Source organism: Gilliamella sp. BG7, assembly GCF_046635565.1.
GTDB lineage: Bacteria > Pseudomonadota > Gammaproteobacteria > Enterobacterales > Orbaceae > Gilliamella > Gilliamella apicola_P.
Map to the genome: position 1 here is coordinate 137,632 of NZ_JBIDFB010000004.1, position 20,931 is coordinate 158,562.

The 20,931-nt window shown below is 35.6% G+C and carries 22 protein-coding genes and 1 pseudogene; 10 read left to right on the forward strand and 13 right to left on the reverse strand.

Translation table 11 applies throughout. The features are described 5' to 3' along the window. Positions 1-50: 50 nt before the first annotated feature. The 7 genes from ACGH49_RS04445 to nlpD form a co-directional block, all read right to left on the reverse strand. Complete coding sequence (locus ACGH49_RS04445) at positions 51-377, reverse strand: Grx4 family monothiol glutaredoxin (protein ID WP_034914241.1); 327 nt, start codon at positions 375-377, stop codon at positions 51-53. A 500-nt stretch (positions 378-877) separates the two neighbouring features. Further along, on the reverse strand, positions 878-1,315 hold the full coding sequence (locus tag ACGH49_RS04450) for a hypothetical protein (RefSeq protein ID WP_296209853.1): 438 nt from the start codon (positions 1,313-1,315) through the stop codon (positions 878-880). A 17-nt stretch (positions 1,316-1,332) separates the two neighbouring features. Further along, positions 1,333-1,926, reverse strand: coding sequence for a UbiX family flavin prenyltransferase (locus ACGH49_RS04455; RefSeq protein WP_411588366.1), 594 nt, complete (start codon positions 1,924-1,926; stop codon positions 1,333-1,335). A gap of 237 nt (positions 1,927-2,163) precedes the next feature. Beyond that, a complete protein-coding gene (locus tag ACGH49_RS04460) occupies positions 2,164-3,372 on the reverse strand; it encodes an aldose 1-epimerase family protein (RefSeq protein WP_411588367.1) in 1,209 nt (402 codons plus the stop codon). 169 nt (positions 3,373-3,541) lie between these two features. Next, entirely contained in the window at positions 3,542-4,129 is a 588-nt protein-coding gene (locus ACGH49_RS04465; protein WP_411588368.1) for a thymidine kinase, read from the reverse strand. Between the two features lie 113 nt (positions 4,130-4,242). Continuing rightward, on the reverse strand, positions 4,243-4,995 hold the full coding sequence (gene gpmA, locus ACGH49_RS04470; RefSeq protein WP_411588369.1) for a 2,3-diphosphoglycerate-dependent phosphoglycerate mutase: 753 nt from the start codon (positions 4,993-4,995) through the stop codon (positions 4,243-4,245). A gap of 118 nt (positions 4,996-5,113) precedes the next feature. Then, on the reverse strand, positions 5,114-6,187 hold the full coding sequence (gene nlpD / locus ACGH49_RS04475) for a murein hydrolase activator NlpD (RefSeq protein ID WP_411588370.1): 1,074 nt from the start codon (positions 6,185-6,187) through the stop codon (positions 5,114-5,116). Positions 6,188-6,620: 433 nt separating this feature from the next. On the opposite strand from nlpD, the gene rsmI reads away from it, so the two are divergent. The 3 genes from rsmI (at position 6,621) to moeA (ending at position 10,136) form a co-directional block, all read left to right on the forward strand. Beyond that, positions 6,621-7,448: a 16S rRNA (cytidine(1402)-2'-O)-methyltransferase gene (rsmI, locus tag ACGH49_RS04480; RefSeq protein ID WP_411588371.1), complete on the forward strand. Its 828-nt coding sequence runs from the start codon at positions 6,621-6,623 to the stop codon at positions 7,446-7,448. Positions 7,449-7,653: 205 nt separating this feature from the next. Continuing rightward, positions 7,654-8,745 (forward strand): redox-regulated ATPase YchF, encoded by a 1,092-nt coding sequence (gene ychF / locus ACGH49_RS04485; protein WP_411588372.1) that lies wholly within the window; start codon positions 7,654-7,656, stop codon positions 8,743-8,745. 164 nt (positions 8,746-8,909) lie between these two features. Then, complete coding sequence (gene moeA, locus ACGH49_RS04490) at positions 8,910-10,136, forward strand: molybdopterin molybdotransferase MoeA (protein ID WP_296210832.1); 1,227 nt, start codon at positions 8,910-8,912, stop codon at positions 10,134-10,136. An 85-nt stretch (positions 10,137-10,221) separates the two neighbouring features. On the opposite strand, the gene ACGH49_RS04495 is transcribed toward moeA, so the two are convergent. The 6 genes and pseudogenes from ACGH49_RS04495 to folB all read right to left on the reverse strand — a co-directional run bounded on the left by ACGH49_RS04495 (position 10,222) and on the right by folB (position 12,325). Beyond that, complete coding sequence (locus ACGH49_RS04495; RefSeq protein ID WP_411588373.1) at positions 10,222-10,650, reverse strand: EamA family transporter; 429 nt, start codon at positions 10,648-10,650, stop codon at positions 10,222-10,224. 1 nt (position 10,651) lies between these two features. Next, positions 10,652-10,858 (reverse strand): hypothetical protein, encoded by a 207-nt coding sequence (locus tag ACGH49_RS04500; RefSeq protein WP_411588374.1) that lies wholly within the window; start codon positions 10,856-10,858, stop codon positions 10,652-10,654. 62 nt (positions 10,859-10,920) lie between these two features. Continuing rightward, on the reverse strand, positions 10,921-11,109 hold the full coding sequence (locus ACGH49_RS04505; protein WP_411588375.1) for a hypothetical protein: 189 nt from the start codon (positions 11,107-11,109) through the stop codon (positions 10,921-10,923). Between the two features lie 27 nt (positions 11,110-11,136). Then, positions 11,137-11,595, reverse strand: a pseudogene (locus tag ACGH49_RS04510) (MBL fold metallo-hydrolase); the annotation flags it as partial. Between the two features lie 18 nt (positions 11,596-11,613). Next, positions 11,614-11,925 (reverse strand): hypothetical protein, encoded by a 312-nt coding sequence (locus ACGH49_RS04515; protein ID WP_411588376.1) that lies wholly within the window; start codon positions 11,923-11,925, stop codon positions 11,614-11,616. Between the two features lie 28 nt (positions 11,926-11,953). Continuing rightward, positions 11,954-12,325, reverse strand: coding sequence for a dihydroneopterin aldolase (gene folB / locus ACGH49_RS04520; RefSeq protein WP_034910947.1), 372 nt, complete (start codon positions 12,323-12,325; stop codon positions 11,954-11,956). A gap of 97 nt (positions 12,326-12,422) precedes the next feature. On the opposite strand from folB, the gene rsmE reads away from it, so the two are divergent. The 7 genes from rsmE (at position 12,423) to nifJ (ending at position 20,707) form a co-directional block, all read left to right on the forward strand. Next, the gene (gene rsmE, locus ACGH49_RS04525; protein ID WP_411588377.1) at positions 12,423-13,148 is read left to right on the forward strand and encodes a 16S rRNA (uracil(1498)-N(3))-methyltransferase; all 726 of its coding nucleotides are present in this window, start codon (positions 12,423-12,425) and stop codon (positions 13,146-13,148) included. Between the two features lie 182 nt (positions 13,149-13,330). Further along, on the forward strand, positions 13,331-14,287 hold the full coding sequence (gene gshB / locus ACGH49_RS04530; RefSeq protein WP_411588378.1) for a glutathione synthase: 957 nt from the start codon (positions 13,331-13,333) through the stop codon (positions 14,285-14,287). Between the two features lie 3 nt (positions 14,288-14,290). Next, the gene (locus tag ACGH49_RS04535) at positions 14,291-14,743 is read left to right on the forward strand and encodes a GNAT family N-acetyltransferase (protein WP_411588379.1); all 453 of its coding nucleotides are present in this window, start codon (positions 14,291-14,293) and stop codon (positions 14,741-14,743) included. Between the two features lie 21 nt (positions 14,744-14,764). Continuing rightward, entirely contained in the window at positions 14,765-15,322 is a 558-nt protein-coding gene (locus ACGH49_RS04540; protein WP_065607363.1) for a YqgE/AlgH family protein, read from the forward strand. 3 nt (positions 15,323-15,325) lie between these two features. Then, the gene (gene ruvX, locus ACGH49_RS04545; RefSeq protein ID WP_411588380.1) at positions 15,326-15,736 is read left to right on the forward strand and encodes a Holliday junction resolvase RuvX; all 411 of its coding nucleotides are present in this window, start codon (positions 15,326-15,328) and stop codon (positions 15,734-15,736) included. Positions 15,737-15,834: 98 nt separating this feature from the next. Then, positions 15,835-16,872, forward strand: coding sequence for a phosphoribosylformylglycinamidine cyclo-ligase (gene purM / locus ACGH49_RS04550; RefSeq protein ID WP_065607364.1), 1,038 nt, complete (start codon positions 15,835-15,837; stop codon positions 16,870-16,872). A 292-nt stretch (positions 16,873-17,164) separates the two neighbouring features. After that, the gene (gene nifJ, locus ACGH49_RS04555; protein WP_411588381.1) at positions 17,165-20,707 is read left to right on the forward strand and encodes a pyruvate:ferredoxin (flavodoxin) oxidoreductase; all 3,543 of its coding nucleotides are present in this window, start codon (positions 17,165-17,167) and stop codon (positions 20,705-20,707) included. Positions 20,708-20,931: the final 224 nt, after the last annotated feature.

Sequence of the window (20,931 nt, forward strand, 5' to 3'; positions counted from 1 at the left end):
ATAAAAAAGCGCGCCTATTTTGCGCGCTTAATTTACCATACTGCATTAAATTAGGATTTATACTTTTCCGCAGTTTGCTTAATAAGCGTTTGCAGTTCGCCTGTTTGAAACATCTCTAACATAATATCACAGCCACCTACTAATTCGCCTTCAACCCATAATTGTGGAAACGTTGGCCAATTAGCGAATTTAGGTAATTCGGCACGAATATCAGGGTTTTGTAAAATATCAACGTAAGCAAACGCTTCACCACATTGCGACAAAACCTGCACCGCCTGAGCCGAAAAGCCACAGCTTGGCAATTTTGGCGAACCTTTCATATATAAAATAATCGGGTTATCGGCAATTTGTTTTTTGATTTTGTCGAGTGTTGTCATTTCAGTCGTCATGCATTTTCCTTGGAAATTTATTGTAATAATGCGAGCTATTTTACCGTACAATTGGGCTTGTTCCTAATGCTATCTTATAACAACGTTGTTTAATGAGGATTTTTGAAGCAAATAAATATATTAGATGTTTAAATTTTTCCAAAATTTATGTTCCCAATAATGCCCTAACTCGCCAAACATCTCTGTTTAGCGTGCTAACTTCGCTTAATTGTTGGCATACATAGCGGAATTAAAAGGCAGGCATATTGCCTTTGCGGTACTATGGGAGTTTGTTTCCATTATAAAATAAATAATATATCTTGTTGATTTATATTTAATTTTAATTTATTTTTTAGTAAAATAAACTAATTACTGGCTAATTTCTTTTTTTGTTCTAGTAGTTTTAGAGATTTTTGGTAAGCAGTACGAGGAATTCGTACAAAATTCCTAAGTTGAACATTTTATCCATTATTATTTGAACTGACTCGTAAATAGTCTTTTAGAAAAATCTAAAAATCTCCTTCTTTTCTCCAATAAATTTTACTCCCAAATCCCAGCAAATTATTCGTCATTTTTACATAATGTAACTGTAATGCCCAAATTGGTGCTTTGATAACTCTTGCAAAGGGAAATGCCCGATAATATAGCGCATAGGCATGCTCAGCTTGTTGCTTTTGTAATCGTGTTGCTTGAGCTTGAAATTGGATCCCTTGGATCTGTGCAACCGTCTTAGGCGTAATACTGATAGTGCCCGCTATTAGTGGGTTTGTTAACATGGCTTTAGCGTGTTCGGTTTTTAATTCGGAAAGAAGATATAAGCACATTACCGATTCATCAAAAACATAAAAGGTATTACATGCCCATGGTTTATTATCAGGTAAAATGACGTTTAGCGATAATACATGGTTATTTTTAATAAATTTTATGATTTTAGAGTCTGCTTGCATATTTTTATTTATTGGAGTTATTCAGTTTTAGTTTTTAGGTGCAGATCTTCGCCCCATCGTGGTAGCGATCGAATGTTAATATCAAATAGGTCAAGTGCTCTTGCTACGCTATGGGTGATGATATCATCCAAACATTCAATATGCTGATATAAAGCTGGTACTGGCGGGCATATTACACCCCCCATAAGTGTCACGGTTTCCATGTTTTTTAGGTGAGTTAAATTTAAGGGTGATTCACGAACCATTAATACCAAGCGACGACGCTCTTTTAATGCAACATCAGCAGCACGAGTAAGTAAGTTATCTGATAAGCCATGTGCTATGGCAGCTAGAGTCCTCATTGAGCAAGGTGCAATTAGCATACCCATAGTTTTAAACGATCCGCTTGCAATGGCCGCACCAATATTGTTGACAGAATATACTCTATCAGCTAGTGATTCTATTTGTGCTATGTTGGTGTTAGGGAATTCGTAAGTGCGCGTTATTTGTGCTGCTTTTGATATTACTAAATGAGTCTGAATATCAAGTGATTTTAAAAGCTCTAACGCTTTTATTCCATAAGCAAATCCTGTTGCACCACTAATGCCAATCACTATCCGCTGGAGAGTCATGTTTATCCTATATTAATAAAATTGTTAATCATTATTTTATTTAGTCTACAAATTATATTGTACATTCAAAAATAAGCGATATTAAAGCTAATTATTAATTTAGTGACTATACCTATCTATTGATAGCGAATCAAGTAGCTAGGGCTACTATCATGAATATTAAAATAAGGGAAAAGTGTTGAGATTATTAAGTTGTTTTATGGCTACCATATAAGGTTGGTAGCCATTTTTAATAATTTACTCTTTAGTTATTGGTTCATTTACAATTTTTGTTTCTTGCTTACCTTGAATAGCTTTAATTTTTTGTTCATATTTTGTTACAGCATCTTTGCTAGATAATAAACTATAAGTTAAAGTAAATTCAGTGCTTTGTCCTGGTTTAAGCTGACGTACACGTTTTTGCTCACGTTCGATAGTCACTGGATAAGCAAAACTGGTACCTGGCTCTAAGCCTGTAACATAGCCTTGTTTGAGGGTATCGGTGTTTTTCCATAATGATAGTACGGGTAACTGTTTAGTATTAAAACTAATACCTGCTGCTTTATTACCTGCTTTATTAGTCACCATAACTTGTGTTTCGCCATTCTCCTCAGAAAAAGGATAAACATTAAATACCATTTCATCAAAATCTTTAGTTGGACCTAAATAAGTTTGCCATGTATCAAGGCCACCTTTTGCATAATCGTTAAATGGAGATATTTCTTTAACTGGTGCAACAAATTTAGCACCATCTTCAAGAATAGGTGTACCAAAATTACTATGGTAGATGATTTGATAATCACGGATATAATCACTCTTATTGGTGAGAACGTCGTGGACCGTAAATTCTCTACTTCCTGGCACATAGATCAGCGATGCCCAAGTTTCTAAATTGCTTTTTTTGAAAGTATTTTCTTTAATTAACCCTTTAACTGTAATGGTGTACGGTGCTTTGTCCGATACATCAACAATTAATTTAGAAACAGGTGTATTTTGCGCATGACCATGAAGCGTATACATGATGCCACTATCTTGCACAGCATGGCCTGTCCATTCAAAACCACAACGAACCATCATTTCATTAAAGCCATCTAGCCAACCAAGCCCTGCCCGACTTTCTAAGTTAATATATTTAGGATGAACGACTTCATTTACTGGTGAATCCCATCCCATGCGAACACCATCACCAATAACAGACAAAATACCTAATCCACGAGTTGGAATTAATTTAATAGTGAAATTATCACTAGAAATTGTTAGTAGTTCAGTTCCGTCTTGTTTACCACCTTTAAGGATCGTATTTTGAATAGCGAATTTTGAACCTTTTATTCCTAAATCTTGACTCGAAACTGACCAATTACCTTTGGCAATACCTTTTTCGTTATCAGTTAATACAAATTCTTTAGCATTAGCATTATAACTAACTAAACTAATCACAACAGCTAGTGAAATAATTTTGATTTTCATGGTGATTCCTCATAGTTAACAAAATAATACTGAATCGTGTCAGTTAATATGACATAAAATAAAAAGAATCAACAAAAAGAAAATCGCAAAAATGAGAGTTTATTCACACTTTTCCAAAAGCATATTGCATATGTACAAGCAATTTATTGAAAGAAATAAGTGTGAAATCTTAAGAGGATCCTTTTTTAGGCCTTATGTGCCCTGCTTTCCAGTGTTTTCGGCATACTGAGTGGTATTCGCTATCACCTAGATGAATAGAATTTCCAAATTTAACAATTTTACCGTCTTGTCCTTCCAATAAAATCATAGTTGCTTTTTTGCCACACCAGCATACAGTTTTGAGCTCTCTAAAATTGTCAGCTATTTCAAGTAGTGTTTTAGAGCCTTCAAACAGGTGTCCCATATAATCGGTTTTGATACCAAAAAACATGATTGGTATGCCATATTCGTCACATACATCAGATAACTTCCAAATAGTATTACGCGATAAAAACTGGCTTTCATCGATTAGTATACAGGCATAATTGCTTTGTTTGATATGCTCAATAATTTCATCAACCGTTGTGTCATCAAGCTGTAACGCTTTTTTACGTAATCCTAAGCGAGAGACAATTTCAACTGCCGAGTCACGAGTATCGACTGATGATTTAAGTAATAAAGTCTGCATATTATTACTTAAATAATTATGGTCAATTTGTAAAAGCTCTGTGGATTTTCCGGCATTCATTACGCCATATATATAATAGATTTTAGACAAAATTAAATTCTCAAAATTAGATTAAATCAATAAAAGTGGTTAAATAAAATGATAATTTGGATAATAAAAAAGGTAAGTTAAATAACCTACCTCTTTAATAGTTTATTGAATAATTATTTTGCTTTACCTTGGTTGGCAACAGCAGCTTGTTTTGCAGCGATTTCGTCAGCATTGCCTAGGTAGTAGTGTTTGATAACTTTCATATTGTCATCAAATTCATACACTAATGGCACACCAGTTGGGATGTTTAAATCGATAATATCATCATCGCTGATGTTGTCTAAATGTTTTACCAATGCACGAAGTGAGTTACCATGAGCAGCAATGATAACACGTTCACCTTTAGCTACACGTGGAGCAATTGTTGATTCCCAGTAAGGTAGTACACGTTTAATAGTTAATGCTAGGCTTTCGGTTAATGGTAATTCTGATTCAGGTAGTTTGCTATAACGTGAATCGTGACCAGGAAAACGTTCATCTGATTTTTCAAGTGCAGGAGGTGTAATTGCAAAGCCACGACGCCATAATTTTACTTGTTCATCACCATATTTTGCTGCTGTTTCAGCTTTATTCAAACCTTGTAATGCACCATAATGACGTTCGTTTAGCTTCCAGCTTTTTTCAACAGGTAACCATGCTTGATCTACTTCGTCTAAAACGTGCCATAATGTGTGAATTGCACGTTTTAGTACAGAAGTATAAGCATAATCAAATGTGAAACCTTCTGTTTTTAGTAATTTACCTGCTTCAGCCGCTTCTTTATTACCTTTATCAGATAAATCAACATCAGTCCAACCACAAAAACGGTTTTCTTGGTTCCAAACACTTTCTCCATGTCGAATTAGCACTAATTTTTTTACAGCCATGAGTATAACTCCTTTATTACGTAAATTAAATTTTTGGTATATTCCGTCTATAGACACGCTAGACCGTTTCCGAACATGCCATTTGTTTTGAGCCAATAGGATTGACTCAAAACACTTATTATTTAGGTAAATATTTTAACGGGTCAACAGATTGCGCTTTGTAACGAATTTCAAAGTGTAATCTCACTGACGAAGTACCCGTTGCTCCCATTGTGGCAATTTGTTCACCTGCGCGTACTGTTTGCTGTTCTTTTACTAATATTGATTGGTTGTGCGCATATGCCGTTAAATAGTCATCATTATGTTTAATAATAATTAAATTACCATAACCTGGCAACGCATTGCCCGAATACACAACACGTCCATCAGCCGCAGCCATAATTTTATCACCCATTGAACCTGAGATATCAATACCTTTACTTGCTTTCGTAAATTTTTCAATAATCTTACCTCGTGCAGGCCATCGCCACGAAATATTAGCAACTTTTGAATTTATTGTATTTGTAGCTAATCTTCTGTTGGAATCGTCTAGCGGTTCGATTATAGTTTCAGTAGTTTCAGTTGTTGTTGGTTGTTTATATTTATCCGTCGTGGTAATTGAAGTTGTTGTTGTCTTGGTTATTGTTGGTTTGTTTTTGGCTTGTCCAATCACTACAGATGAGCTATCACTATTTGATTTAATTGCTGTTGTATTGTTCGTTGTAGTTTTTTGTGTGACCACTACGGCGCCACCACTAACATCTAATACTTGTCCAACATTCAAAGCAAAAGGTTCTTTGATATTATTTTTAGCTGCTAGCGAACGGTAATCATTACCAGTAACCCATGCAATATAAAATAAGGTATCACCTCTCTTAACCGTATAAGTATCACCTTGATATCCCCCTTTTGGAATATCGTCGTAATTACGGTTATAAACAATACGTTCATTACTAATCACCGTACTATTATTGCTGGTATTATTTGCCTCATTAGTATTTGAAACCGTCTCCTGTCTTGATATCGGTGGATTGTAAGTAGCAGGAGTGGAAGAGATTCTCCCACCTGTTGAAATATTAGCTGGAGGTTTGGTATAGACAGAAGAGGTTGATGACCCACCTCCGCCAGAAATATCTTCAATTTCGGCCTGCTCAGTTTGCGTACACGCAACAATTAACAAACTTAAGCAACTTAATGTAAGTATTTTTTTCAAAGCAACACCTTTTCATTCGTAAATTTCGTTTTTGACTATTTTTGTATTCAAAGCATTTTACGCATCTTGTTTTATTAGCACATTTTAGCGTTTTTATGGCAAAAAGCTATTATATTGATTAGTTATTGGTTAAATCAATAAATTCATTTAGAATTGTATGAGTTTTACCTATAGATTTGTTATTTGATTATTTTAGCAATACATAACTGCTAAGATTCAAATTAAATTAGTATAATTCCATTATTAGACAAAATATAAATTCCGTTATCACATGCCTAATTTTGCTATAAACAAGCTATTTTTTCTACTTTTAATTAACTATTTATTTTGGTTTTGTCGGATTTATTTTGAATGTAATGAGTATATACAATAAAATAGGTTTTCGTACAGCACCTTTGCCGTATTTCTATAAAAATTTAATGTGATTAAAAAAATGACTTTATATATTGTTGCCACCCCCATCGGAAACTTAGATGATATTACACTCAGAGCTATCAATATACTGAAAAGTGTCGATCTTATTGCGGCTGAAGATACTCGCCATAGTGGTTTACTTTTACAACATCTTGGAATAAAAGCAAAATTGTTTGCTTTACATGATCATAATGAACAAGAAAAGTCCAATATTTTGATTGAAAAACTTAAATCTGGGTTATCAATTGCTTTGATTTCTGATGCTGGCACTCCGTTAATTAATGATCCCGGATATCATTTAGTTAAGGCTTGTCGCGAAAATAACATAAAAGTAGTTCCCGTTCCTGGTGCTTGTGCTGCGATTGCTGCTTTATGTGTATCAGGATTGCCGTCAGATAAGTTTATTTATGAAGGTTTTTTACCAGCTAAAACTAAAGCTCGCCAAGATTGTCTTATAAAATTGTTGGACGAACCACGAACAATGATTTTTTATGAATCAACACATCGTTTATTAGACACGCTTAACGATATGCAAACTATTTGGGGACCAAATAAGCAGATCATTTTAGCTAAGGAACTAACCAAAACATGGGAGACCATTGTCAGTTTTAAGGTTAATGAGTTGATTAATTGGCTAAACGAGGATACTTCTCGCCAAAAAGGTGAATTTGTATTGATTGTTCAAGGTCATATCAAATGCGATGATGATATCGATCCTCAGGTAATTAGTACCCTTAAACTATTGCAAAAAGAATTACCGCTAAAAAAGGCAGCAGCCATTACTGCTGAAATATATGGACTTAGAAAAAATCAACTTTATCAAATTGGTTTAGATTCCGAACAATAATTGGGTCGTTAAGTTACATTACTTGGCATGACTTATAAAACGGTTTTTAGAAAGCGTTGACTGGATAATAAACTAAATGATTATTAGTAATTTGCTTAATTATCGGATGATTTATTGATAAGAAGATTAGCACAAATAGCGCAATTTAGTATATAATCGCCCCTTATTTTTAAAATATTTTAAAACAAAAAAGGTAACAAACAGTATGGGATTTAAATGTGGGATTGTCGGATTACCGAATGTAGGTAAGTCAACGCTTTTTAACGCACTAACTAAAGCTGGCATTGAAGCGGCTAATTTTCCGTTTTGTACTATCGAGCCAAATACTGGGGTTGTACCAATGCCCGATCCCCGTTTAGATGAGTTAGCTAAAATTGTTAAACCACAACGCACATTACCTACTACCATGGAATTTGTTGATATTGCTGGGCTTGTTAAAGGCGCATCAAAAGGCGAAGGTTTAGGAAATCAATTTTTAGCTAATATCCGCGAAACAGAAGCTATTGGTCATGTAGTGCGTTGCTTTGAAAACGACAACATCATTCATGTAGCAGGAAAAATTGATCCAGCTGAAGATATCGAGATTATTAATACTGAACTCGCTTTATCCGATCTTGAAGCTTGTGAACGGGCAATGACTCGTTTACAAAAACGCGCTAAAGGTGGCGATAAAGACGCAAAATTTGAGCTTGAGATCCTCGAAAAATGTTTACCTCATCTAGAGCAAGGTAAAAAATTACTACTATTAGACTTTAGCAAAGAAGAACTTGAAGCAATTAAATATTTAAGTTTTTTAACATTAAAACCAACAATGTATATCGCTAATGTGAATGAAGATGGTTTTGAAAATAATCCTTATTTAGATAAAGTAAAAGCAATAGCAAAACAAGAAAAAGCTGTTGTCGTACCTGTTTGTGCTGCAATTGAAGCAGAACTTGCCGAACTTGATGATGTCGATCGTGATGAATTTATGCAAGATTTAGGTTTAACCGAACCTGGCTTAAATCGTGTGATTCGTGCTGGCTATAGTTTACTTAATCTTCAAACTTATTTTACCGCAGGCGTAAAAGAAGTTCGTGCTTGGACAATTTCGGTTGGCGATACCGCACCTCAAGCAGCAGGCAAAATTCATACCGATTTTGAAAAAGGCTTTATTCGTGCGCAAACCATTGCTTTTGATGATTTTATTAAATACGGTGGTGAACAAGGAGCTAAAGAGGCAGGCAAAATGCGTGCTGAAGGTAAAGATTATATCGTGCAAGATGGCGATATTATGAACTTCTTATTTAATGTATAGTTGATTATTTTACGTCGCCTTTTGGCGACGTTGTTATATTGATGTTCATAATAACTAATTAATATTGATATAAAATTTATTTTTTACTTAAACGTAGTGTTACCTGAAACTTTTTGTCAACTGAACCAATAATAGATTGGTAAATATAAGGACAGTCCACTTTTATGTTACTCACTTTTCAACAAGCCAAGCAACAAATACATCAAAGCGCCTCAACCATAAAATCTTTGCATAGTGAGAAAGTTACGTTATTTGATGCATTAGAAAGGATTACCGCTGAACCTGTAATTTCCCCTATTAATGTACCTAGTTTTGATAATTCAGCTATGGATGGTTATGTAGTTCGGTTAGCAGATCTTAAACAATCAAAATTGTTGCCGCTGGCTGGCGCTATTTTTGCTGGTGACGATATAAACAATCTTAATTGGCCAAAAGGTACTTGTTTGCGTATTATGACAGGTGCGCCTGTGCCAAATGATGCCGATGCTGTTGTTATGCAGGAGCAGACCGAAAAATCTGATTTGGGGATTGCCTTTTTAGGTAATATAAAAGCTGGCGATAATATTCGTCGTATAGGTGAAGATGTTAAAAAAGGTGCGATCACAGTCAACAAAGGGACTAAATTAACGATACCAACATTATCGACACTTGCAACATTAGGCATTAGTGATCTTGTTGTCTTTAAAAAATTAAAAGTCGCTATCTTATCAACGGGTGATGAATTAACCCCCATTGGTCAGCCATTATCTGGTAATTGTGCTATTTATGACAGCAATCGTTTTACCCTAAAATTATTATTAACCAAACTGAACTGTGAGGTTATTGATCTCGGCATTATTGCTGATGATCTTACCGAAATAAAAAAAGCGTTAATAACTGCATCAAGTCAAGCTGACTTGGTGATAACAAGTGGTGGCGTATCTGTCGGTGACGCTGATTATACAAAAATTGCTTTAGAAGAATTGGGTAAAATCAATTTTTGGAAAATTGCAATGAAGCCTGGTAAGCCTTTCGCTTTTGGCAAAATTGGGGACGCACTATTTTGTGGCTTGCCCGGTAATCCTGTTTCGGCTTTGATAACCTTTTATCAATTAGTTCAACCATTGATCTTAACACTTTCAGGACAACAATTGATTCCTACCAATTTATCTTTTAAAGTCAAAACCACTAACAATCTAAAGAAAAGTATTGGTCGATTAGATTTTCAAAGAGGAATATTACAAATTAATGAACAAGGTGAGTTAGAAGTAACAACAACTGGTCAACAAGGTTCTCATATTACGCAGTCATTTAACCAAGCTAACTGTTTTATTGTGCTTGAACAAGATCGTGGTAATGTTAGTGAAGGCGAAATGGTGAATGTTGAACTGTTTAATACATTACTTAAGTGATATTATATCAAGCCATGGTTTATGAATTCTGCCTCCTATAAAGCCACGCATATCAATAAACCAAGGCAATAGTGTTGATGCACAATTAAAATAGTGCCACTAATATCGCACCAACTGCAATCATAGCGACACCAACGCCAGCTAACAACGAGATCTTTTCACCAAATAAAACAGCAGCAAATACAACAGCAAAAACTACGCTTAATTTATCAATTGGCGCAACTTGCGATACTTTACCTTCTTTTATTGCCATAAAGTAAAATAGCCAAGATAGTGCACCTGCAATACCGCTTAGCGCAATAACAAGTAATGCCTTTTTATCATTAAAAAAGGTGTTGATAAGATTTAATTTACCCTGAACAACAACCACACCAACTAAAAAAATGGCCATTACAACGGCACGAATTGCAGTAGCTGTGTTAGCATCAAGATGATGTAAACCAATTTTCCCTAAAATAGCAACACTTGCCGCAGTAATAGCAGAAAGTAATGCGTAAATCAGCCATGCACTCATATTAGTATTTATCGACTTTAAATAGATATTGTTGATTATTGGAATTAGTATTACATTGTTGCGATTTATTCATTACACCACGACAATCTTCTAAAACACCGTGAACTTTTGACCAATGATAGGTCTTACCTTCATCGTTTTTCCCTCCACATCCAACTAATGCTAGGCTAAACATGAAACAAGATAGCCCAATAACTGCTAATTTCATTTCTTTCTCCTTTTGGCAAATACATTAAATAAATATAGGTATTACATTTGTTTCTATTGAAGTTATTTTAATTCATAATTGATACGTTTAATAGCGAAATTACCACCTATTTTTAATAGATGAAAAGCGCGCTCGGCTTTGTGTTCAATTAATAATTGAGGTGGTTCATCTAATGGTTCATCAGCTAATTCAAATGCCCCCCAATGAATGACTATTGCGCAATGACAATTGAGTTCATCATATAACTGCACAGCTTGTTTAGGATAGATATGCTGTGATTACATATACCAACGTGGTGCATAAGCCCCAATTGGTATTAATGCCAAGTCTATTGAAGGAAAACGCTTAGCGATCTCTTTTAATTCGACGGAGTAGCATGTATCCCCCATAAAATAGACCGTTTTTAATTGATCTTGATTATCAATATTAGATTGAATCATCCAACCACACCATAATGCTTTGTTTACATCAAATAACCCACGATTGCTCCAGTGTATAGACGATGTTGCCAAAAAAGTAAGCTCATCAACAGTTACACTATCCCACCAATCTAATTCAATAATTTGTTTTACTTCCAATTTTAATAATACTTTTTTTAAACCAAAAGGAGCCATTATTACAATATTAGGAAAACGCACAATTAATTTCCGAATACTATGATAATCAAGATGATCATAGTGGTTATGTGAAATTACGATAAAATCAATCTGCGGTAGTTGTTCAATTTCTAAAGCTTGAGGTGTACGACGTTTCGGTCAGAACAATTGTAACGGCCAAGAACGTTTAGAAAAGATAGGATCTGTCAAAATCATTTTACCGCCCAAACGAATCAATGTTGTTGAGTGACCAATCCACCAAACTCTATCATCGGGCAAGTCAAGATTTATTTGCTCAAACCACGTCTGATTAAAGTTGTGATAACCCTCTTTAGGAGGTAAAACTTTACGTTCAAAACGCCAACGCAAAAACTCACTTATTTTTATTTTAAAAGATTCGTCGTGCCTAAACCCTTTAGCTGTATGATGTTTTTTGTTAGTAATTAAATCTTGCTTTTTATTATCTATCATTGTTACAGTATCTTTACCACTAGTTAGTTTATTTATTTGCCGTACGTTCAATTATTACAGCAACATTTCGAGCATTAGCTATTGCATTCGGTTTGGATACTTTAACTTTAAGCCAATTAACCGAAAATTGTTGAATAATACGCTCAGCAATACGCTCAGCAACACATTCAATCAATTCAAAATTCGAACATTCAACCAATTGTGTTATAGTTTGACTAACCACAAAATAATCTAAGCAAAGTGATACGTTATCACTTTCTCCAGCAGGTTTATTATCCCACGCCATTTCAAGATCAATAATTAATTTTTGTTTGATGGTCTTTTCCCACTCATATACGCCGATGGTGGTTAAAACAGTTAATCCTTCGATTAATACCCTATCTTTGCTATATGTATTCATACCTGATTCCAAAACATAAGTTACATTAAATAGAGATTACCGAATCTTGTTAAATTACGCTATAATTTATTGCAAATAATATAAGATATACAAAATTATGACTCGAATTTTTCAACCATTTACCATTGAGCCAAATAGTCTTGTTACCCTAGATGATAACGCATTTAACCATCTTATTCGCGTGTTACGCATGAAAGTAGGTGAAAATATTATTTTATTTGATGGTTCAAACCATATTACTCCTGCAGTTATATATGAAATCAATAAAAAAACAGTTACAGTAAAAACCTCTTTGCCCATTTTAGATAATCGTGAATCACCATTAGATATTCACTTAGGGCAAGTGATTTCACGCGGTGAAAAAATGGAGTTTACAATTCAAAAATCAGTCGAATTAGGCGTAGCGAGTATTACCCCACTCCTTTCTGAACGTTGTGGCGTCAAACTTCATGAAGAAAGGCTCGAAAAGAAAATCCAGCAATGGCAAAAAATTGTTATTTCTGCTTGTGAACAATGCGGTCGAAACGTGATCCCAGTTATTCATCCAGTAATGAAGTTAGAAAGTTGGTGTGCTAGTTTAACCGGAGGCTTAAAACTCAATCTACACCCCAAAGCTGAATATGGTATTAAACAGTTGACTAATACGCATAAACAAATTCACTTACTAATTGGACCTGAAGGTGGTTTATCTGATAATGAAATTAGCATGACACATAACTATCATTTTTCAGACATTTTACTCGGCCCTAGAGTGTTGCGAACAGAAACTGCAGCATTAACGGCTCTCACCGCCTTACAAGTACATTTAGGCGATCTTGGATAAATATATCTTATACAAATGATAAGTAATGATTGCTTTGCAACTGAACTTGTAACGAGTATGATAACAACAAATATTAAATTTTAATTTGGGTATTATGATTAAAAACCTGTTAAAAAGTTCCAGGAATACCCATGTTTCAGTATAAAACAATTTTATAAAGACAAAATAGGTAAGGAGTCATCATGATAAAGCTGGGCATTGTAATGGATCCAATTAGTCACATCAAAATAAAAAAAGATACCAGTTTTGCCATGTTACTTGAGGCGCAAAAAAGGGGTTATGAACTTTTTTATATTGAAATGAATGACCTTTTTCTAGATACTGGCGAAGCTTATGCCACAACTCGCTCTTTAACAGTTTATAACGATAAAGATCATTGGTTTGAATTTGGGCAAGAACAGACAATTCCACTAAGTGACCTTGACACAATTTTAATGCGTAAAGATCCACCTTTTGATACTGAATATATCTATGCTACATACATTCTAGAGCGTGCCGAAGCTAACGGTGTGTTAGTCGTAAATAAACCACAAAGTCTACGCGATTGTAATGAAAAGCTTTTTACCGCTTGGTTTGCCGAGTTTACACCAAAAACCTTGGTTACACGTCAAACACAGCATATCAAAGCTTTTCACGAACAACACCATGATATCATTTTAAAACCACTTGATGGCATGGGGGGATCATCCATTTTTCGAATCAAACAAGACGATCCCAATGTTTCAGTGATTATTGAAACGTTAACCGAACATAACACACGTTATTGCATGGCTCAAAACTTTATTCCTGCGATTAAAGATGGTGATAAACGTGTATTAGTGGTTGATGGTGAACCTGTACCTTATTGTTTAGCACGAATCCCTCAAAAAGGTGAAACTCGTGGCAACCTTGCTGCTGGAGGACATGGCGAAGTTAGAGCCTTAAGCGAAAGCGATTGGCATATAGCTAAAAGCATCGCCCCAGTTTTAAAAGAAAAAGGTCTACTATTTGTAGGACTTGATATCATTGGTGATAAGTTGACCGAAATTAACGTTACCAGCCCAACTTGCGTTCGAGAAATTGAAGCTGCCAACCCTGACCTTTCAATCACCGGTATGTTAATGGACGCTATCGAATACCGATTAAATAAAAAGAGTTAAACAATGATTAGACAATATAAATCTGAAGATTTAAATAGCGTAATGACAATATGGTTGCAAGGTAATTTGCAAGCTCATAACTTTATCAATCCTGAGTTTTTTAAACAAAATTGTGATTTAGTAAAAATGTTAATTCCAATGTGTACTTTATACGTTCAAGACCTTGATGGAGTTAAAGGGTTTATCGGTATAACTGAAAATTATATTTCAGGTCTATTTGTAGATGAAGCTTTTCGCCGACAAGGAACAGGTAAAGCTCTTGTTGAAAAAGCAAAACAACGCCATACAGAACTCTTTGTACATGTTTATAAAAAAAATACTAATGCGATTAACTTTTATCTTTCTCAAAATTTTGAAATTGTTTCAGAATCGATCAATGAAGAAACAAATGAACCAGAATTATTAATGCACTGTAATGTTGAACACAGCGTTAAAATTGGCAAATGTGCATTATAAAATTAACTTGAATGTGAAACTATGAATTTAAAAAACCATTTTATTATCGCAATGCCAACACTTGATGATTCTTTGTTTAGTCATTCAGTTATTTATATTTGTGAACATAATCGTGATGGTGCCATGGGAATTATGATTAATAAACCAATTATTGATCTTAATGTTGCGACAGTTCTTACACGCCTAGAAATTACTTCACCAACAAGTTGTGCTGAATTAGAACAACCTGTATTTTGTGGAGGTCCCATTGCTGATGAACAAGGGTTTATTTTACATACGCCTCAACAAGGATTTGCTTCTAGTATTCAGATCTCAGATGACGTGATGATTAGCACCTCACTTGATGTGCTTAAATCAATTGGCTCACCTGAACAGCCCCAAAATATCTTTTTGGCTTTAGGTTATTCAAGCTGGCAATCTTTACAACTTGAGAACGAAATTGCCCGCAATGATTGGTTGGTCGTCGATGTTGATCCCAAAATTATTTATGAAGTTGCTATTGATGAACGTTGGCAAAAAGCCGCCCAATCACTTGGGGTTAATATGAATACTATTTCACACCAAATGGGAAATGCATGACCCATGGCAACCATTATCGCATTTGATTTTGGCACAGTCAGTATTGGAGCGGCTATTGGCCAAGATATAACTAAAACAGCCAATCCTTTATGCTCGTTTAAAGCCCGAGATGGTATTCCTAACTGGCAAACTATCGAAAAGGTCTTAAATGAGTGGAAACCCGACTTTTTAATAGTTGGGTTACCCTTAAATATGGATGGTACAGAACAACCTCTTACGGCTAGAGCACGCAAATTTGCTAACCGATTACACGGTATGTTTGGCTATCAAGTCCATCTACAAGATGAGCGCTTATCAACTGTTGAAGCTAAATCTCATATTTTTGCATCTCGTGGTTTTCGTGCACTGAAAAAAGGTCATGTAGATGCTACATCGGCAATCATTATTTTAGAAAGTTGGTTTGAAAATAATTAGTAATTTTATTTAATTGGTTATTTTGTAAATAATTAATCGCCATTAAATTTCATCCTTGCTAAAATAGCAACAACTTTTTATTGTAAGGGCTACTTGTCGTGTCAAATAACAATTCTCTTAGTTATAAAAATGCTGGTGTCGATATCGATGCCGGTAATGAACTAGTTAATCGCATTAAATCTGTAGTAAAAGAAACCAAGCGTCCTGAGGTAATGGGAGGACTGGGAGGCTTTGGTGCACTATGTGCTATTCCGCAAAAATATAAAGAACCGATTTTAGTATCAGGCACTGATGGTGTGGGTACTAAATTACGCCTTGCAATGGATTTAAACCGTCATGAATCAATTGGCATTGATTTAGTGGCAATGTGTGTTAACGATCTGATTGTACAAGGTGCTGAACCTTTATTCTTCCTTGATTATTATGCTACCGGCAAACTTAATGTTGATGTTGCAGCCACTGTGGTAACTGGTATTGCTGAGGGTTGTAAACAAGCAGGTTGTGCTTTAGTTGGCGGTGAAACAGCTGAAATGCCGGGTATGTATCATGCTAATGACTATGATTTAGCTGGATTTTGTGTTGGCGTTGTTGAAAAGTCAGCCATGATCGATGGTAGCAAAGTACAAGATGGTGATGCATTAATTGCATTAGCATCAAGCGGTGCTCATTCTAATGGCTATTCATTAATGCGTAAAATAATTGAAGTCAGCGGTGTAAATCCTGCCACTGAACAGTTAAATGGCAAAACTCTTGCCGATCACCTACTTGTACCAACTAAGATCTACGTTAAGTCCGTTCTTGACCTTATTACTCAAGTTGATGTGCACGCCATTGCCCATATAACTGGCGGTGGGTTCTGGGAAAATATTCCTCGTGTTTTGCCTGAAAATACTCAAGCAGTCATTAATGAAGCTAGTTGGCAATGGCCAGCAATATTTAATTGGTTACAACAAGCGGGAAATGTTAGCCGTCACGAAATGTATCGAACTTTTAACTGTGGTGTTGGCTTAATTATTGCTTTACCAAAACAGTTAGCCGATAAAGCAATTACTTTACTAAATAATCATGGTGAAAAGGCTTGGCTATTAGGTGAAATTAAAAATTCAACGTCAAATGACCGTGTTATTATTAAGTAGTAAGTATTCTATTTTAGATATTATGCAACTTTAGATAAGTTGGATAATATCTTTTTTAGCCTACTACAAAGTTTATTGATTCAAAAAATCACCAATAGCATAACTAACTAGATACCATTGCTCTGTTTTTTCAATCATCATCTTTCGTCTATCCTGTAACCCAAAAATTCAACGCTTTTACTCAAAAATTAATATAAAAATAGCTCAAAGTAACCTGACTTTTTGATACAATAGTAAATAAAATTATTATAACAAAGTAATGTCGTAATACTTTAAAATAAAAGGTTTTTTAATGATCATATCAGACGCTAATAGTGCGGTATCATCCGTCGCTTATCGTGCAAACGAAGTCATCGCTATTTATCCAATTACACCAAGCTCAGCTATGGCAGAGCAGGCAGGTACATGGGCAGAATTTAACAAGCCAAACATATTTGGTGATACACCAAGAGTGATTGAAATGCAGTCCGAAGCAGGTGCAATTGCAACTGTTCATGGTTCATTAATGACAGGTGCACTTGCAACTTCGTTTACTTCATCACAAGGTTTGCTTTTAATGATCCCATCGCTGTACAAAATAGCCGGCGAACTGACTCCTTTTGTTTTGCATGTTGCAGCACGTACTGTTGCAACGCATGCTCTTTCAATTTTTGGCGATCATTCTGACGTGATGGCAATTAGGCAAACTGGTTTTGCGATGCTTTGTTCTAGCTCAGTGCAAGAAGCACAGGATTTTGCCTTAATTTCGCAAATGGCCAGCTTTAATAGCCTTGTTCCTTTTGTTCATTTTTTTGATGGATTTAGAACCTCACATGAAGTTAATAAAATCCATCCAATAAGTGATGACCAAATTCGTAATTTATTACCACACGAAGCTATTAAAGCCTATCGCTCACGAGCATTAACGCCTGATAAACCGGTAACTAGAGGTACATCAGCTAATCCTGATACATACTTCCAGTGCCGAGAAGCGATAAATACTTATTATGATAATGTTTATCAACATGTTGTTGATGCTATGGATGCTTTTGCAGCAGAAACAGGCCGAAAGTATCAACCTTTTGAATATTATGGTGCTAGTGATGCTGAGCATATTATTATAGTTATGGGATCTGGTGCTAGTACCGCCAAAGAAGTAGTGGATGTTTTACTTAAACAAAACGAAAAAGTCGGGGTTGTGATCGTTAGGCTATTCCGCCCATTTTCAGCCAATCATCTGCTCGAAGTTATTCCAAGTACTGTTAATAAAATTGCTGTGCTTGATAGAACTAAAGAGCCGGGGGCCCAAGCCGAACCGCTTTATTTAGATATTATGACCGCATTTGCTGAAAGCCTGTCGCGCAAAGAACGCGCAACTATGCCTCTTATTATAGGTGGACGCTATGGGTTATCATCTAAAGAATTTGATCCTCGTTGTGTACTTGCTATTTTTAATGAACTTGGATTAGATAAACCCAAACCACGTTTTACCGTTGGTATTTATGATGATATAACAGGGCTTTCTTTACCTTTACCTCACCAATCGATACCACAAAAATCTGCTCTTGAAGCGTTATTTTATGGGCTTGGCAGTGATGGCACGGTATCTGCAACCAAAAATAATATTAAAATTATTGGTGATAATTCTCCTTTTTATGTACAAGGATATTTTGTATATGACTCTAAAAAAGCAGGAGGTTTGACGACTTCACACTTACGAGTCAGCTTAGATCCAATTGATTCACCCTATTTAATTACCAGCGCACACTTTATTGGCTGCCACCAAGATCAGTTTATCGATAAATATCAAATTGTTGATAAGTTAAAGGACGATGGTATCTTTTTACTTAACACTCCATATAGCAAAGATAAAGTTTGGCATCGTCTACCTAAAGAAGTGCAAGCACAATTAATACAAAAACGAGCACACTTTTACATTGTAAATGCAGCAAAAATAGCTCGTGAATGTAATTTAGGCGCAAGAATTAATACCGTTATGCAGGCGGCATTTTTTCATCTAGCTGGAATTTTTAAAAACGATTTTAATATCGCCCAATTAAAAGAAGTCATTGCCAAAAGTTACAGCAGTAAAGGACAAGATTTAGTTGAAAATAACTGGAAAGCGCTCGACTTAGCTATAGCTTCGCTTGAACAAATACCACTTAGCTGTGTTGATCAAAGCAGTTCAACAATGCCATCTATTGTACCTGCTAACGCGCCTGATTTTGTTAAAACAGTCACTGCTGCAATGTTAGCTGGTTTAGGCGATAACTTGCCTGTATCAGCATTTCCGCCCGATGGAACTTGGCCTATAGGTACAACTAAGTGGGAAAAACGTAACATTGCTGAAGAGATCCCTATTTGGCAACCCGAACTCTGTACCCAATGTAATCATTGTGCGGTTGCTTGTCCTCATGCGGCTATTCGAGCTAAGGTTGTTGATCCTGATGAAATGATCAATGCGCCTGATTCATTAAGCTCACTTGAAGTAAAAGCCCGTGATATGAAAGGTCAACGCTACGTCCTACAAGTAGCGCCAGAAGATTGTACTGGATGCAACTTATGTGTCGAAGTTTGCCCAGCTCGTGATCGTAATAATTTTGAAATTAAAGCCATTAACATGCAATCACGTATCGATAATCTTGAGACTCAACGAGCTAACTTTGAGTACTTTACTGCATTGCCTGATCGTGATATCAGCACGCTTGAACGCATTGATGTGCGTACATCGCAATTACTTACACCGTTATTTGAATATTCGGGTGCTTGCGCAGGTTGTGGGGAAACACCATACATCAAATTGTTGACCCAACTTTATGGCGACCATTTAGCAATTGCTAATGCTACGGGATGTTCCTCAATTTATGGTGGCAACCTCCCATCATCGCCTTATACTACTGATCAAAATGGTCGTGGTCCAGCTTGGGCAAACTCATTATTTGAAGATAATGCAGAGTTTGCATTAGGGTATCGTATTACTTATAACCAACATAAAAAACGGGCGTTACGTTTGCTTGATTATGTTGCTGGCGACATTTCGCCCGAAATAGTCATCGCCTTAAAATCGCCAGAAACCTCTATAGCTGAAAAACGTCAACAAGTCAAGTTATTACGTAAACAGCTTGCACACTTAGATTCTTCGCAAGCACAAGAGTTGATGATAGATGCAAATTATTTGGTAGATAAGTCAGTTTGGGCTATTGGTGGCGATGGTTGGGCTTATGATATTGGATTCGGCGGGCTTGATCATGTTATGAGCTTAACTGATAACATAAATATATTGGTATTAGACACTCAGTGTTATTCCAACACTGGAGGTCAACAATCAAAAGCCACTCCAATGGGTGCTGTATCAAAATTTGCTGATTTAGGTAAGCATAAAGCACGCAAAGATCTTGGTGTTAGTGTAATGATGTACGGTCATGTATATGTAGCACAAATTGCGTTAGGTTCGCAACTAAATCAAACACTTAAAGCATTACAAGAAGCAGAAGCATATGATGGACCATCTTTAGTCATTGCTTATAGTCCTTGTGAAGAACATGGCTATGATCTAGCTAAATCGCATGAACAAATGAAAGATTTAGTTAAATCAGGATTCTGGCCATTGTATCGTTACGATCCACGCCGTATGGCAGAAGGCAAACCAGGATTAGTGCTAGATTCCAAAGTACCAAATAGTGAGTTGTTAACTGGTATCTTACTAAAAGAACAGCGTTTCCGTCGTTTAGAAATACTTGAACCTGTAATTGCAAATACCTTGCATGAACGTTCAACAAAAATGGCAGAGTCTAAATATAAATTCTTACAGATGCTAGCAACCTATTCGGATATTGAAACACCAGCAGATAGCTAACAATAGCTATACAAGGTAATTACAGGGCTGTTATTAATAACAGCCCTGTAATTACCGCTTTTGAGCAATAAAGCACCAGAATTGTGCATATTCAGATCACAATAGCTCACATAACAATCAAATGTCACTAACTTTATGTTATTGAGTACTATATAAATCAATTATCTAATGATCATTAAAAACTTGGTATTATTTTTGCATAGTTAATAATTGACCATATAAAG